We start from the raw sequence: 14,283 nt of genomic DNA, 5'->3' as shown, positions 1-14,283 counted from the left end.
ATTATAATATTTTTCCGTCAAAAGTAATTTCAATTTTGATTGAGTTTTAAAAATTCACCTATATTCATTAATTTTGGAGCATCTTTACTGACAATTAACGGCAGCTTCCCATCCCATTTTTGTATTGCTTGCCTTTGTAATATTTGTGGAGTTAGACCATCGCGTAATAATCTATGTGCCTCAGCTTCTCCTATTGCTAAATTAACTTGTGCTTCGGCTTCTTTTGTTGCTTTTAATGCAATAAACTCTGCTCTTTTTGCTTCTTGCTCGGCAATTTGTTTTGCCTCTACAGCCTCGCTAAATCTTTCTGAAAACTGGATGTGAACAAGAGAAATATCATCGACTGAAACGTGATAACTATTCAAGCGTGTAGTTAAAGCATCATCTACTTCAGCTTTAACTTCTCCTCGTTTAGTAATTATTTCTTCAGCAGTATACTTTGCCATAACGGCTTTTAATACTTCTTCAACTGCTGGATTAATGATTCGGTCAATAACATTTTGTTCGTCTCCAATCTCTTGGAAAATGGCATTTACTTCCTGAGGAATAATATGCCAATTTAGAGCTACGTCTGTAAAAACATTTTGTAAGTCTTTGGAAGAAGCTTCCGCAGAAATTTCCTGCTTTTGGACTCTCACGCTCAATTTTTTAACAGTATTGTATACAGGAATAATGAAGTGTATTCCTTCTCCTAATATCTGGTTTTGGACTTCGCCAAATTTCATTAAAACGCCACGTTCTCCTGCATTGACAATTATGCAAGGCGTGAGCAAGAGAGTTATCAAGAACAAAAGAGCAGTCAGTTTGCCTGCACGGTTAAAATTTGTATTTTTTGTCATTTGTCTGAAACATTTATGCATCTTGCATCAAGAGGATTTTTCAAATATCCTCTAACCACAGCGCAGAGAACGCAGAGATTTTATAGCCAGAACTAAGATTTTATAAGTTACTTTAACAGGACTAGGTAGCTTTAGTCTATTTAAAATACTGTAATATTATCGAAAAGCCGTAGTATTTGAAAAGCTAAATTTGCCTTTAAATGACTAAACTCATCAACTGTCGATCTAGCCCAATGAGGTAATCTCGACCGTAAGTCCCATTTTCTAAACCTGCGATGAGATGGTTGGGAATGTCTTGGGTAATTTCTTCGCTGCAAGAACCGGCGGCTAGTGCGATGGCTGCCACCGTATCCACATCACCACTAAAAGCTATACAATCTTGTAAAAGTTGGCTCATGCTATCATTTCCCATGACGGCAGTGATGGCTGCTCTGACGCTCATCCAGCCTTTGGATTTTACTTCACCTTGCCAAGGTTTAGACCACTGCCCAGATACATAAGCTTCTAAAAACTTGCCTAATTTGCGTTTTGGCCCCAGCCGATAGATAAAGTAATGCGACATCAAGGCTGCGGCAACAGCGGCGTTGATTCCATCTGGTGTATTGTGAGTAATTGCAGCTTGAATTGTTGCCGCTTCGATGACTTTTTCTGGTGTGGAATAAATACCAATGGGTGCTGCACGCATCGCCGCACCGCTTTTGTCGCTGTCAGGGCGAATTTTTGCGATTAATTCTTCCCCATTTTGGATTTCTAAGAGAAAATTATAGAAGTTTCTTGCATATCCTAGTCTGGGATCGCGTTTAAAAGCTCTAACGAAGCTTTCGGCTAAAACTTCTGGCGTCCACGGTGCTTGAGCAACAATTACTTCAGCAATGGCAATGCTCATTTGGGTGTCATCGGTGTAGTTACCAGGAATGAGTCGAAAACGTGGGTGTTGCACGTATCGACTCAAATCGTTGTTAACGAGCATTTCGTCAGCATATTCAAAGCCTGCACCGTAGGCATCTGCGATTGCTAACTCTAGCAGCATATTGGTACTACACTAAAAATGGACGCGCCAGAAAAAAGCTAGAAATTGATTTAGCGTCTACCGGCTCTCCATCCAGAATAGCTTTTTCTAATTCTTCCGGAGTCAATAATACAGTTTCCATATCCTCGTCTCCATCTTGAGGTGGTGGAGTTTCCAGCTTTTCTAAATCTTGAGCCAGAAAAGCATAAATAATTTCATCAGAATAACCAGGCGCTAGAAAAAATTCTCCTAGTTTTCGCCATTTTTGGGCACTATAGCCAGTTTCTTCCTGAATTTCCCGTTGTACCGTTGCTAAAGGATCTTCATTGTGTTCTAGAGTTCCCGCAGGAAATTCCAATATCCGTCCTTGAATTGCAAAACGATACTGGCGCACGAGTACAAGTTTACCTTCTGGTGTCACAGGCACAGCTAAAGCGCCGCCGGGATGGCGAATACACTCCCATTCTCCTTCTGATTTGTTGGGTAAGCGTAAGCGATTGACTTCAAAATCAAACTTGCGTCCTTTATGAAACAAGCGTTGTTTCAACAGTTGTGGTAATTCTCTACCTAATGGCATAGTAAAAAATCTGAATTATTCAGTAAATAGTTGAAGATTATATGGACAAATATCCAATTTCATTAGCTTAGAAGTTTTAGTTTCATAGCTGAACTAAACAACTTCTATCCCATATCAAGAATGCATTCAAAACTACTGTTGTTGACAAATTCCTGGTTTGATTACCTCGCTATTTTTAGACTAGAGGTTAATGAAGGAAGAAGCTACAGAACTCGTACTTTTTGCAAACTAGATTAAGTGATTAGCTGTGGGAATATATCTATATTTTACAACTTCTGGCTATACAATCCGCAAAGTTTTGCAATAAAGAGCTAAAACTAGCACTGTTGTAAGCTGCCGATAACATTTAACGCAGCACGTTTTTTTGTGTTGGCTGTCAACCGTCAACACTCAATAGCATGAGTAACTGTGCAATTTTAAAGCTAATCGCTGACGTTTATAGGTGGTAATTTTAATTGCCCGCCAATAAATGTACATCTGAACAGTCTACCTCTTTGAGCAGTTCTTTAATGACACGTCCAGAAACTGGTTCTACCCAATCTGGGGCGATTTCCGCAAGTGGTACTAATACAAAAGCGCGATCCCGCATTCCAGGATGAGGGATTTGGAGATTTGGTGTATCCACAATCAAGTCATCAAATAATAACAAATCCAAGTCCAGGGTTCGCGACCCCCACCGTTCTTGACGCACGCGCCCAAATTGCCGTTCGATTTTGAGTAAATTTTCTAATAACTCCTGGGGTAGCATTTCGACTTGCAATGTGACGCAACCGTTTAAGTAGTCTGGTTGTGGCGGCCCCACGGCTTTGGTTTTATACCAATTGGATCTTGCTTCTAAAAAAATGCCTGGGGTTTGAGCTAAAGTTGCGATCGCTGCTTCTAAAATTGCCTGGGAATCTCCCATATTACTACCAAGGGCAATGGCCGTTTTAGCACGCTTTACCGTTTGGCGATCGTTTTGGAATTGTTTTTGCGGATACTCCCCCGCACCATTGCTAAATTTCAAGAGTTTAGATATTCCGAAGACTTTTGAATCTTGCAGTATTTTGCCAAAATCCAATTCATTGAATCGAAAAAACATTATTTTTCAACAATAATTCATAAGTCGGCCGCCAACGCTCACCGATTAGCAATAAATTACCAGTATTTGTGGGATGGGCGTCTCGCCCGCCTGTAACAAAGGGCAGACAAGATCTGCACCCCACAGGAACAATTGGATATTTTTTATATAAGCTTCAATAGACTTCTTGCTTTTATTGGGGAAAAGAGTAAGGGGTAAAGGGGAAAGCGGCTCATAAAAACCCTTTTCCCTTTAACCTTTTCCCTTTTCCCCTCTTGCAAAAGTTATTTTTGCAAGAGGTCTAATATCCCAGCCCTTCGGCTTACCCAGTTACAATTATTTATTGGTATAATAAAATACTTCTTTAGTCTGAGTTTTGAATTCTTCTTAATAGTGAATTAAGTTAATTATTAATAGGATAGTATACTAACACAATGTGGTGCTATAACCCCAAAGCTTATTGATGGTGGTTAAGTAGTTACTACTACTTCGATCGAGGAACTGACGTGGGGAAGCTGACCTCCTGGTTCAAACCAAGACCAACTAATTTGAGTGGCTCTAACAAAGAACCACGATTGCCACCTGGTAATCATCATCGACACGAGGAATCCGCAACAAATGAAAGCTTACCACCAGCACATGTGCCACAGGCGAGGCAGTTACTGAGCAAAATGAAAATTTTACCATCAAGAATGAAGCCCGAACGGGCAACTAGGAATAAACCAATCTATCGTCGGATCTGGTTTTGGGCAGGCCTGGGTGTGGGTGGTGGGATACTTGCCTCGCTCTATGGCGTCAGTGTAATAGATCGCACCTTGCCCGATAAAGCCGAACTCAATGCTGTTGTTAGAGAACAAACACTGACCATCAAAGCTGCGGATGGCACTATATTACAACAACAAGGTGAAGCCACTAGAGAACAGCTAAAGCTAGAGCAAATACCAGATAATTTAAAAAAAGCTTTTATAGCCTCAGAAGATAGAAGATTTCAGCAACACAACGGAATCGATGCTCAAGGCATTCTGAGAGCGGGTTTGAATAATTTGCGATCGCAAGGTGTAGTAGAAGGTGGTAGCACCATCACCCAACAGCTAGCCCGGATTCTGTTTTTGAAACAAGAGCAGACAATCTGGCGCAAACTCAAGGAAATCCGCCTAGCACAAAAAATCGAGTCAGAGTTAACTAAAGATCAAATTCTAGAGCGTTACCTCAACCTGGTTTATTTGGGAGCTGGCGCTTACGGTGTTGCAGATGCCTCCTGGGTATACTTTAGTAAATCCCCAGACCAACTTTCTCTAGCCGAAATGGCTACCATTGCTGGACTAGCTCCTGCACCTAGCTTGTACGCTCCAGACAAGAATCCAACAGCTGCCAAACAGCGGCGGAACTTGGTATTAATGCGGATGCAAGAAGAAAAATTTATTACGCCAGAACAAAGGCAGGCAGCCGCCCAAGAACCGCTAACCCTGAAAACCAGTTTACCCAAGCGACTGCAAGTAGAGTCACCCTACTTTACTACCTACATCCAGAAAGAATTGCCAAAATACGTTCCTGCTGATGTGTTGTCTGGCGGAGGTTTAGTAGTGGAAACTACTCTCAACCCCACTTGGCAAAAAGCAGCAGAAGAAGCGGTTGCTAAAACTTTGCGAAATCAGGGACGCTGGGAGAACTTTAAAGAAGCGGCAATGGTGGCTATCGATCCCCGCAACGGGGAAATCAAGGCAATGGTTGGGGGGAAAGACTTCGGCAAAAACCAGTTTAATCGAGTTACCCAAGCACAGCGGCAACCGGGATCGACATTTAAAGGATTTGTTTACGCCACTGCGATCGCCACCGGTAAAAGCCCCTACGATACTTATGAGGATGCACCCTTTGTCGTAGACGGTTACGAACCGAAAAACTATAGTGAAAGCTTCCGCGGCTCCATGAGCATGAGAGATGCCCTCACCCGTTCTGTTAATATCGTTGCGGTGAAGGTGTTGATTGACGTAGGTTTTAAACCAACGATTAAACTAGCCCATGATATGGGGATTAAATCTGAACTTAAGCCTACTTATTCCCTAGCTCTCGGCTCGAATGAAGTTAATCTACTGGAATTGACCAGCGCCTACGGCAGTTTTGCCACCCAGGGATTGCACGCAGATCCTCATGGTATCACCCGGATAGTTAACCGCCAAGGCAAAGTGATTTGGTCAGCTAATTTCAAATCAAAACGGGTTCTTGATGCTGACAGCGCCGCTATCATGACTTGGATGCTACGCAATGTTGTGGAAGCCGGAACTGGTGGCGCCGCCCAACTAGATAATAGACCAGTTGCTGGCAAGACTGGCACGTCCGACGAAGCCCGCGATTTGTGGTTTATTGGTTACATTCCCCAACTGGTAACAGGGGTCTGGCTAGGTAACGATAATAACCGCCCCACATACGGCAGCAGTAGCAGCGCAGCTTACACCTGGCACGAGTTCATGGAAAAAGCCGTGGAAGGAATGCCTGTAGAAAAGTTTCCCAAACGACCAAAGTTAGAAGGTCGCAAAGGCACCATCAAAGCACAGTCAATCAAGCCCAAACAAGTACTCAATCGCTCTATTTCCTCTGATGACGATGACTCAGAACGGGAAAATTACAGAAATTCTGAAGATAACAGTGGTTCATCCAGGAGGCGCAGAAGCAGGAGGAGATATTCTCAAGAAGAACAGCAATCAACTAGTGACTATACCCCAAGACGGAGAAGACGTTATCGCAGTACTGAAGAATCAAGCTCCAGTAATTCCTCCTCAGAGTCATCTCGTCCGCGGCGGCGCTATAGAAGAGTAGAATCAGATTCTCCTCCACCTCGAAGAACTCGGCGATCTTCATCTCCCGCCAATAGTTCTGGCTCTTCAGATTCTTCATCGTCACAACCATCGTGGCGAGATAGACTCAGACCTTCTCAATAATTGGGAATGGGGCATGGGGCATGGGGCATGGGGAGCAGGGGAGCAGGGGAGAGTTTACAAGTTCTTTCCTCTCCGCCCCTCTGCCCCTCTGCCCCTCTGCCCCTCCGCCCCTCTGCCCCTCTTCCCTCTGCAAGATCGAGTTGCTCAAACTACAGGGGGATGTTAGGTGATACGCTGGTTTTATATTGTCTTAAAAATAGTGTTACCTGACCTTGGAGAACATACCCATGCATTTATTGATGCAAACAGCAGCAGAAGCCGCAGCAAACGCCCCTCATTTTCCCTATGCTTTTACCTTGGTATATGTCGTTGGTTTTATTGCCGCTGTCACCATTGGTTCAATAGCTTGGTACAACTCAAAACGCCCCGCAGGTTGGGAAAGTAAAGAGCGTCCTGATTTTGTGCCTAAGGTTAATAAAGAAGAAACTCCGGGTCTGGGCGAACCGAAGTCATAAACAGTGATGAGAATGAGTGATGAGTGCTGAGTGATGAGTGATGAGTGATGAGTGATGAGTGATGAGTGCTGAGTTAAAAAACTCCTAACTCCCAACTCCCAACTCCCAACTCCCAACTCCCTAACTCATAACTCGAAATTCTCTGTTAGTTTTGAACTTCAACCCAACGGCGGTAAAGTTTTTGAATTTGTTTGAGAAGCTGAGTGTGGGCGGGTTGGGCTGACCCATTCGGCTTTGCTATATCTTGCAATTCGGTCAATAGTCTAGCTTCTTCGATCGCAACATCGCCGTCGCTATAAATTAAGCCACTGATGGCTTCTATCAAATTTTCACATTCTTCCAGGCTAGGGCGATCGCCTAAATACTCCCTAACCCACTCAAAGCACTCTTTTGGCTGTACGGGAACTAACTCGTACAGCCAAGGTTTTATTTCTGGGTCGCTAGCCAAACCTTTTGCTTGAGCTATTTCGCGTAGATATTGCCGTTCTTCTGGTTGAATTCTGCCATCGAGCCAAGCGGCTCCAATCAGGATTTTAACTAAGTTTTTCACATTGGAATTGGTAACCATTGTTGCCTCCTCTGCTAGATTCAGGCTTCCACCAAATCGTACAATCCCAAACAGTAATCATTCGGAATTATTGGTTTTTCTTAAGCGCACCATAAAAAAGCCATCCATGTCCTCTCGATGAGGCCAGAGTTTAAACCAACCTTCAGGCGTAATATGCCCAAAGTCAAGAAAATTAAGGCTCTTGGGAGACTCGATTTGCCAATTCGGTGACTCAGCTAAAAATGCCGCGATCGCTTGTTCATTTTCGGCTGGATGCAGCGTACAGGTGGCATAAACTAATACACCTCCTGGCTTGACAAAAGTAGATGTATGTGATACTAGTTCTTTTTGGAGCATCGAAAGTTCCCGGACAGATTCCGGTGTCTGTCGCCAACGAGCATCAGCATGACGGTGCATAGTTCCCAAGCCAGAACAGGGAGCATCGAGTAATACGCGGTCTGCGGTGTTGTGAAATTGGGTAAAATTGCGGCTATCGCCAGTGCAAATTTGAATAGATTTTAAATTTAGGCGTTGAGAATTTTCTTGGAGTTTGCGAAGACGAGAAGAAGTCCGATCGCAAGCCCAAATTTTTCCTTTATCTTGCATTAACTCAGCGATGTGAGTTGTTTTCCCCCCAGGTGCAGCACAAACATCAATTACCACTTCACCTGGTTGGGGGTCGAGCAAATGACTTACCAATTGGGCGCTGCTATCTTGTACAGTCCACCAACCTTCTTGAAAACCAGGTAATTTTTGAATGGGCCCGGCATTACCGATTAATCGTAACGCTTGAGGCAAATGACGAACCCGTCTCACCAAAACACCAGCAGATTGCAAAGCTGTCTCAACTTCTTCAATTGAGGTGCGAAGTGGGTTAATCCGCAAATCGATTGTTGGTGACTGGTTCATCCATTCACACAGCTGTTCTGTCTCAACCAAACCCAGTTGTTCTAACCAAACTTGAATAATCCAATCAGGAAAACTGTGTAAAATCCCCAGCCGTTGCACTGGGTTTTCTGGGAGTTGTAGCGGGTCAAAATGGGGGGCTGGGGACTGGGGGAGCAACAAAGAATCTTTCCCCTCTGCCCCTCTGCTCCTCTGCTCCTCTGCTCCTCTGCTCCCCTGCCCCTCTGCTTTCCTGAGATACTGGCGTAATAGACCGTTAACAAAACCCGTGAGTCCAGAAAAACCGTTTTCTTTAGCTAATTGGACGGTGGTGTTAACAGCAGCTGAAGCGGGAATACGCTCTTGATAGCGGAGTTGGTATAAGCCTAGATGTAGGATGGTGCGGAGGTCTTTTGGTTGTTGGTGAGATTTCTTTTGGGCGAGTTGGTCAATGAGAGTATCTAGGGTGCGCTGCCTTCTGACACTGCCATAAACTAATTCTGTCACTAGACGGCGATCGCTATCAGCCAAATTAACTTTTTGCAGCACTCTATCTAGGGCAACATCAACATAAGCCCCCTTATGAACATCTCGCAGGGCGATAAAAGCTAGTTGACGAGCATTTGTCATGTAAACACAAATCAGGAGTTACAAAGCTTTTGTATTCTAACTCCTCACTTGGGCGATTTTAGATTTTGGATTTTTTCTTCAATCCAAAATCCAAAATTAAATCGTAAGAATTCAGAATCCAGAATTCAGAGTTGAGAATACTTTGAAACATAAGCTTAATAATTTGGATAAAATTCACAAGCTATCAAAACCTTGTTTTGCCAATCATTCTGTTAGCGCAGCGGGGCGTAGCCCATTCTGAGTCCTGACTCCTGAATTCTTACATTAAATCCCTCTTGTACAGACGCGATTCATCGCGTCTCTTACTATCGAGGCATATGAGGATCTACACTAGCAATTTCAAATTCACATGCTCTAGAAACTACTTCTGCTGGTAATTTACCGAAGGTAATTAATGGTAAAGAATCGGGAGTTGCTATCAACTCTTTTGCTAATAAGAACCCTGTAATTGTCCAAGTTTGATATTTCCTGGCTTGTTTGCCAATTAATCGCCCCTTTTTACCGTCGTAATACTCCGGCCATTCATCATCACACAGCCGTGCTTCGGCAATTTCAATTGCTCTTTGTGCAATATTTGTTCTCTTAGTTTTTATCGCCGCCGCCGTCAGCATCCACATTAAGACTGGCCAACTACCCGCATTATGATAAGACCAAGGTATATTTTTCGGGTCGCATCCAGTGACAATTCTGTACTCTTCATCTTCTAAAGCTGGAAAACAGATTTTCATGGGCATATCTCCCACTAAGTCATCCCATCGTTCTTCAATGAGAGTCATAATTGCTTGTGATTGTTCTTCGGTAGCTAAGTCAGAAACAATTGCCATTAAGTTTCCCACTGCAAAGAAGCGAGTATCTAACTGCGACGGCCCAACATTACCTGCAAGATAACCGCCTTTTTTCGGCAGCCATTTATCTAATTCATAATAGGGAATTGAGTCTGCATATATATTGAATAAATTGACAGCAGTTTTACCATACTCTTCACTTTTGAAGCGATAAATCGTATTCAGGCGATTAATATCTATCCAATAATGTTGGCGAATGTGAGCGCATAAAAGAGGCAAGCGGTTATCAATTGCAATGGCGATATCTTGATTACCTTGACAAATTAGCAGTTCGCGAGCTGCACGCAAGGCCATGTAAAAAAGAACTTGCAACTCTAAAGGATGGCCATAGATACCCATACGGCGGTCAATCATACAAGCGCCATCTGGAACCAATAGCGTTGGGTACATATCAAAACGATTCGCCAAACAAATCTCCATGATTAACCTGATGCCATTTTGGAATTCAGGTTGATGAGCTAGAGAAAAATCTTCGGTGGCGACTACATAAGCACGCAACAAAATAATCCACCACAGACAAGAATCGACTGGTGTAACTCTGGCGATCGCATGTTCGCCAAAGTCTGCTTCTAAATATTCTTGTCCATTTTCAGATAATACTTTAAAGCTAGCTGGTATTAATCCTCTACCTGGCTTATAGGCATCCAAAGCTCTGTCTTTGGGCTGTAACTTTAAGGTTTCTTCTAAGAAATTACGAACAATATCAGCTCTACCTTTAATCAGAAAAATTATAGCCGAAGACACAAAATCTCGAATAAAACATTGGTCATAATTAAGAGCCTCTACAGAGAAATCATAAGCGGCTACCGTACCAATCGGGCGTCCTTGATAGTAGATAATTGACTTTTCCAGCGCCTCCCATCCTTGTGCTACTTCTTTTGAATTTTCACTTGTTTTTATTTCGTTTAACTGCATCGCCAGAATAACTCCATTTAGGTTGTGATTTTGTGGTAGATACATCTTTATTGATTACTTTTGCTATTCTCAGCATCACAAAGACGAATTTTTGAATAGCAAATATAAAGCCAAATCATCAAATAAAAACCAATAAAGCTGCTGATATGTTTGCAACTTTATTAATAGTTAATTTGTTTCTAATCAACTATTCTGTCAGTACATTACGATTGTTGTTCTTCACTGCAAGCACTAATTTAATTTTCAAACAGTGACATAAGATATATTTTTAGATTATTTGCCTTTCCGTTTTTGTACCCGGAATCTTTGCTTTACCAAACAAAAACATATCTTCAGTGCTGTTTAAGGTTTGTGTGAAGTTAAAACTGGTTACAGTATTTTTACTTAATTAGGATTAGTCTTTGACACTAAAAGTCAGATTATTCCCCTATAACATAATAATTTATAACGTTTTGTCATAATATGCAAGACAAATGGTTAAAGAATTTAATATGTCAATACTTCTGGAGGGCTATATATTTTACCCTATTGATAGATGATATAAAGTGCTTGAGGAGGTGGGGGAAAGTAAACAGAACTAAGATTTAAGTCCCCCGCAGAGGGTAGAGAAAGACATGGAAAGATGCGTAGAGATGCTGTTGTTATCTGAATTGAGTTGGTAGCTTATTTATCAAAGTTTGTATAATTTTGAGCATTCAATTGCTTGTGAAACTCTTGATAAGCTTGATTAATTGCTTGCATTGACGCTTTTGCGATCGCACAAGTGTTGACATCAGGATGATACAATCTGGCTAATCGACGATAGGCAAATTTGACAACATTGGCATCATCACTCTGATTTACGCCTAATATTTCCCACCATTCCCCTGATAGTACAGTGTCGAGTTCCAAGTTATTAAAGCTTCGCATATGACTCCAAAATTTGATGCTCCCACCATTACCACCACTTACCAAGGTGCTGCTATCAGAACTGAAACTAACGGGACTACACCCAGAAAGAGTTTGTAGTAATTTTCCAGTATGTAGGTTCCAAAGTTTAATAATACCGTCTTGGCTGGCACTAGCAAGGATTTTACCATTGGGGCTGATGGCAACAGACAAAACTGCTGTTGAGTGTGCAACCAAAGTAGTGATTAATTTTCCAGTATGAAGATTCCAGAGTTTAATTGTGGCGTCTGTGCTACCACTAACAAGAGTTTGACTATCAAGACTAATACTAACTGTATTCACTGCTGCCAAATGCTCAGTTAGAACACAGCGTTGTTGCCAAGTTTTTAAATCCCAAAGTCTGATAGTTTTATCAGTGCTAGCACTTGCAAGAGTTGTGTTGTCGGGACTGATGGCGACAGACAAAACTGCATCTGAGTGTCCATTCAAAGTACGTTTTAATGTTTTTGTGTAACGTCCCCAAATTCTAATAGTTTTATCAGCACTAGCACTAACTAATATTTTGCCGTCAGGGCTATATGCAACTGAATTAACAAAGCCATTATGACTGTAGGGAGAATTTAAATAAAATAATGTGTGGAGAAATTTTTTTGTGTCCATCTGCCAAGTGCTGACTTTGCGGTCAACACTGCCACTTGCAATCTCTTTTCCATCAGGGCTGATAGCAACAGATAAAACTGCTTCTGCTTGTCCAGAAAAAGTGTAAAGCCAGTTTCCTGTCTTTAAGTCCCATAGATTAACTTGTTTGTCATCACTAGCACTAACTAACGTGGTACCATCAGGACTCAGGGCGATCGCATTAACCGCCGCTAAGTGACCCTTGAGCGTGCGTACACATCTCCAAGTTTCAGATAGCTGACTTGTCACAGTTATTGTTTTTGATTCAATATTGGCAGTAGAAGTTTGAGGATTAACAAATTCTGATTCTTTCTTTAATTGAGCTTTAAGTGCTTGTAATTCATCTTCAACTTCCAAAGCAGCAAATTTTTGGTTGAGATCCTCACCACATAAAAATGCTTCTAATTCCGCTACTGCTGCCCAATAGTAGTCCATCTGTAAGACTTTTTCTTCCATTCGCTCAAAAAGCTGTGCTGGAGTTTCCCTAAATTCAGATTCATCTAACAGCTTGGCAATACCATAGGCAGCGAGTCCCACCACTGCACCAACTCCCGCCATCGGTACTGCGCCAATACCAAATGCCAGCCCTACTTTCGGTGCGACTAAACCCATACCACCAACAACGCTATAAACACCAGCACCGCCAACTGCACCAATTCCCATTGCACCAAAAGCAGCAGCATCTCCTTCTGCGATCGCTTTGAATGCACCATAAGCAGCTGCACCAGCCACAGCACCAGCACCAACTACAGGAGTTGTCCCAATACCAACTGCACCAAATCCTCCAGCTAATCCCATCCCACCTACCGCTGCGGAAACACCAGCGCCTGCTATGCTTCCGCCAGCGATGAATGCTGCGCCTGTTTTAGAGTTTTGTGTCACTGGTTTTCGTCGCTAATGGTTGAATTTAAGTTAGTTAAAGTTGAGAATTGGTAAATTTTTGCTGATGCGAAATGAATAGTTGAAACCATTAAATAATGAAAGCCCCTTGGTAAATCCACCGCAGGGCTATTTATAAAATTGGAGGAAAGTTTTACTGTTTATATTTAGCTATTCGCACCCTTGCCACGATTACACTCAAAACACAACGTTTGCAAGTTACTCATATCGTTAGCACCAGCAGCAGCACCTACCGCCCCTGCTATTGCACCTAAAAGATTATTATCGTCTTTATCCATTTATATTTATCGTCTCTACGTTATTCAAAAAGTTTCTTCAAACCGTAAGCTGCCAAGCCTACAACAGCGCCAGCTGCAACAACTGGTGCTGCACCAATAGCAACAGCCGTTCCTCCAACTGCTAAACCCATACCTCCAACTGTTGCAGCTACTCCCGCACCCGCCACTGCTCCACCTGCTGCGAATGTTGCTGCTTCTTGAGCATCCTTTTCCTTATGTTTTTTAGCCATTGCCTTATTTACTTCCACTCACTTTAGTTATTAAAAAACTAACAGAAGCTTTTTCTAAACTGCATTTGTACTTTTACTTAAAACTTTAATTAAGTTTTCCTAAAGCAGAAAAAGTGACAATACTTATATTCACCAAGCTTCTTGATATAAAATTCAAACTGTTATTACAAATCTTCAGGTGTTAATCCTGTCACTTTGGCAATTCTTGCTAACATCCGAGGCCCAATTTCTTCACCATCATGAAAGGCAAACACAAAATCAGGCCAATCATGGCGTGTCAGAATTTTATGGGAACCTGACTGGCGTTTAATCTCCCAACCAATACGCAGCAAAGCAGCTAGGACACGCTTTGCCTTTGTGCTAGACCATTCACTCATCTTGCGGCAAATGAAACACTTACTAGCTCTGGAGTTACTTCCCCATGTTCGAGCTTATCTGCCAAGACACGCAATGCTAATGCTTGAACTCTAGCAACTGCTTCTTCTCGTGTCTGGCCGTAAGTCAGTACACCAGGAAAACCAATCACTTCAGCTAGGAAGCGTCCATCTTCTTCTCGTTCAATCTCTATCGTGAAGTTCATAGCGAGTGAAGGTATTGTAATAAAAGCGATT

14 protein-coding genes are annotated in these 14,283 nt (G+C 42.4%); 2 read left to right on the top strand and 12 right to left on the bottom strand.

All coding sequences use genetic code 11. The features are described 5' to 3' along the window. Nucleotides 1–29: 29 nt before the first annotated feature. The 4 genes from NSTC745_RS15380 to folK form a co-directional block, all read right to left on the bottom strand. Nucleotides 30–839 (bottom strand): prohibitin family protein, encoded by an 810-nt coding sequence (locus tag NSTC745_RS15380; RefSeq protein ID WP_445637906.1) that lies wholly within the window; start codon nucleotides 837–839, stop codon nucleotides 30–32. Between the two features lie 196 nt (nucleotides 840–1,035). After that, nucleotides 1,036–1,869: an ADP-ribosylglycohydrolase family protein gene (locus NSTC745_RS15375; protein WP_445637905.1), complete on the bottom strand. Its 834-nt coding sequence runs from the start codon at nucleotides 1,867–1,869 to the stop codon at nucleotides 1,036–1,038. A gap of 7 nt (nucleotides 1,870–1,876) precedes the next feature. Next, nucleotides 1,877–2,425 (bottom strand): NUDIX hydrolase, encoded by a 549-nt coding sequence (locus NSTC745_RS15370; protein WP_445637904.1) that lies wholly within the window; start codon nucleotides 2,423–2,425, stop codon nucleotides 1,877–1,879. A gap of 451 nt (nucleotides 2,426–2,876) precedes the next feature. Then, complete coding sequence (gene folK, locus NSTC745_RS15365; RefSeq protein WP_445638614.1) at nucleotides 2,877–3,347, bottom strand: 2-amino-4-hydroxy-6-hydroxymethyldihydropteridine diphosphokinase; 471 nt, start codon at nucleotides 3,345–3,347, stop codon at nucleotides 2,877–2,879. An 809-nt stretch (nucleotides 3,348–4,156) separates the two neighbouring features. Between folK and NSTC745_RS15360 the strand changes: the two genes are divergently transcribed. Both NSTC745_RS15360 and psb35 read left to right on the top strand, forming a co-directional pair. Continuing rightward, complete coding sequence (locus NSTC745_RS15360; RefSeq protein WP_445638613.1) at nucleotides 4,157–6,421, top strand: transglycosylase domain-containing protein; 2,265 nt, start codon at nucleotides 4,157–4,159, stop codon at nucleotides 6,419–6,421. A 227-nt stretch (nucleotides 6,422–6,648) separates the two neighbouring features. Continuing rightward, entirely contained in the window at nucleotides 6,649–6,876 is a 228-nt protein-coding gene (psb35, locus tag NSTC745_RS15355) for a photosystem II assembly protein Psb35 (protein ID WP_096540538.1), read from the top strand. 145 nt (nucleotides 6,877–7,021) lie between these two features. Here psb35 and NSTC745_RS15350 read toward each other — a convergent pair whose 3' ends face one another. From NSTC745_RS15350 to NSTC745_RS15315, 8 genes are all read right to left on the bottom strand, one after another. Further along, on the bottom strand, nucleotides 7,022–7,444 hold the full coding sequence (locus NSTC745_RS15350; RefSeq protein WP_445637903.1) for a tellurite resistance TerB family protein: 423 nt from the start codon (nucleotides 7,442–7,444) through the stop codon (nucleotides 7,022–7,024). A gap of 57 nt (nucleotides 7,445–7,501) precedes the next feature. Next, complete coding sequence (locus NSTC745_RS15345) at nucleotides 7,502–8,938, bottom strand: 16S rRNA (cytosine(967)-C(5))-methyltransferase (protein WP_445637902.1); 1,437 nt, start codon at nucleotides 8,936–8,938, stop codon at nucleotides 7,502–7,504. A gap of 305 nt (nucleotides 8,939–9,243) precedes the next feature. Continuing rightward, a complete protein-coding gene (locus tag NSTC745_RS15340) occupies nucleotides 9,244–10,698 on the bottom strand; it encodes a glycoside hydrolase 100 family protein (RefSeq protein ID WP_445638612.1) in 1,455 nt (484 codons plus the stop codon). A 663-nt stretch (nucleotides 10,699–11,361) separates the two neighbouring features. Then, complete coding sequence (locus NSTC745_RS15335) at nucleotides 11,362–13,146, bottom strand: DnaJ domain-containing protein (protein WP_445637901.1); 1,785 nt, start codon at nucleotides 13,144–13,146, stop codon at nucleotides 11,362–11,364. A 164-nt stretch (nucleotides 13,147–13,310) separates the two neighbouring features. After that, on the bottom strand, nucleotides 13,311–13,442 hold the full coding sequence (locus NSTC745_RS15330) for an HNH endonuclease (protein WP_445637900.1): 132 nt from the start codon (nucleotides 13,440–13,442) through the stop codon (nucleotides 13,311–13,313). A gap of 20 nt (nucleotides 13,443–13,462) precedes the next feature. After that, complete coding sequence (locus tag NSTC745_RS15325) at nucleotides 13,463–13,672, bottom strand: hypothetical protein (RefSeq protein ID WP_445637899.1); 210 nt, start codon at nucleotides 13,670–13,672, stop codon at nucleotides 13,463–13,465. Nucleotides 13,673–13,836: 164 nt separating this feature from the next. Then, nucleotides 13,837–14,049 (bottom strand): type II toxin-antitoxin system HicA family toxin, encoded by a 213-nt coding sequence (locus NSTC745_RS15320; protein ID WP_445637898.1) that lies wholly within the window; start codon nucleotides 14,047–14,049, stop codon nucleotides 13,837–13,839. Further along, on the bottom strand, nucleotides 14,046–14,252 hold the full coding sequence (locus NSTC745_RS15315) for a type II toxin-antitoxin system HicB family antitoxin (RefSeq protein WP_445637897.1): 207 nt from the start codon (nucleotides 14,250–14,252) through the stop codon (nucleotides 14,046–14,048). The genes NSTC745_RS15320 and NSTC745_RS15315 overlap by 4 nt, the downstream gene beginning before the upstream one ends. Nucleotides 14,253–14,283: the final 31 nt, after the last annotated feature.

This window comes from Nostoc sp. DSM 114161 (assembly GCF_052692665.1).
This window is presented reverse-complemented; position numbering and strand designations above follow the sequence as displayed.

What these genes read in the sequence shown, in the direction of transcription:
- NSTC745_RS15380 (WP_445637906.1), bottom strand. Translation starts at nt 839, where the DNA reads ATGACAAAAAATACAAATTTTAACCGTGCAGGCAAACTGACTGCTCTT.
- NSTC745_RS15375 (WP_445637905.1), bottom strand. Translation starts at nt 1,869, where the DNA reads ATGCTGCTAGAGTTAGCAATCGCAGATGCCTACGGTGCAGGCTTTGAA.
- NSTC745_RS15370 (WP_445637904.1), bottom strand. Translation starts at nt 2,425, where the DNA reads ATGCCATTAGGTAGAGAATTACCACAACTGTTGAAACAACGCTTGTTT.
- NSTC745_RS15360 (WP_445638613.1), top strand. Translation starts at nt 4,157, where the DNA reads ATGAAAATTTTACCATCAAGAATGAAGCCCGAACGGGCAACTAGGAAT.
- psb35 (WP_096540538.1), top strand. Translation starts at nt 6,649, where the DNA reads ATGCATTTATTGATGCAAACAGCAGCAGAAGCCGCAGCAAACGCCCCT.
- NSTC745_RS15350 (WP_445637903.1), bottom strand. Translation starts at nt 7,444, where the DNA reads ATGGTTACCAATTCCAATGTGAAAAACTTAGTTAAAATCCTGATTGGA.
- NSTC745_RS15345 (WP_445637902.1), bottom strand. Translation starts at nt 8,938, where the DNA reads ATGACAAATGCTCGTCAACTAGCTTTTATCGCCCTGCGAGATGTTCAT.
- NSTC745_RS15340 (WP_445638612.1), bottom strand. Translation starts at nt 10,698, where the DNA reads ATGCAGTTAAACGAAATAAAAACAAGTGAAAATTCAAAAGAAGTAGCA.
- NSTC745_RS15330 (WP_445637900.1), bottom strand. Translation starts at nt 13,442, where the DNA reads ATGGATAAAGACGATAATAATCTTTTAGGTGCAATAGCAGGGGCGGTA.
- NSTC745_RS15325 (WP_445637899.1), bottom strand. Translation starts at nt 13,672, where the DNA reads ATGGCTAAAAAACATAAGGAAAAGGATGCTCAAGAAGCAGCAACATTC.
- NSTC745_RS15320 (WP_445637898.1), bottom strand. Translation starts at nt 14,049, where the DNA reads ATGAGTGAATGGTCTAGCACAAAGGCAAAGCGTGTCCTAGCTGCTTTG.
- NSTC745_RS15315 (WP_445637897.1), bottom strand. Translation starts at nt 14,252, where the DNA reads ATGAACTTCACGATAGAGATTGAACGAGAAGAAGATGGACGCTTCCTA.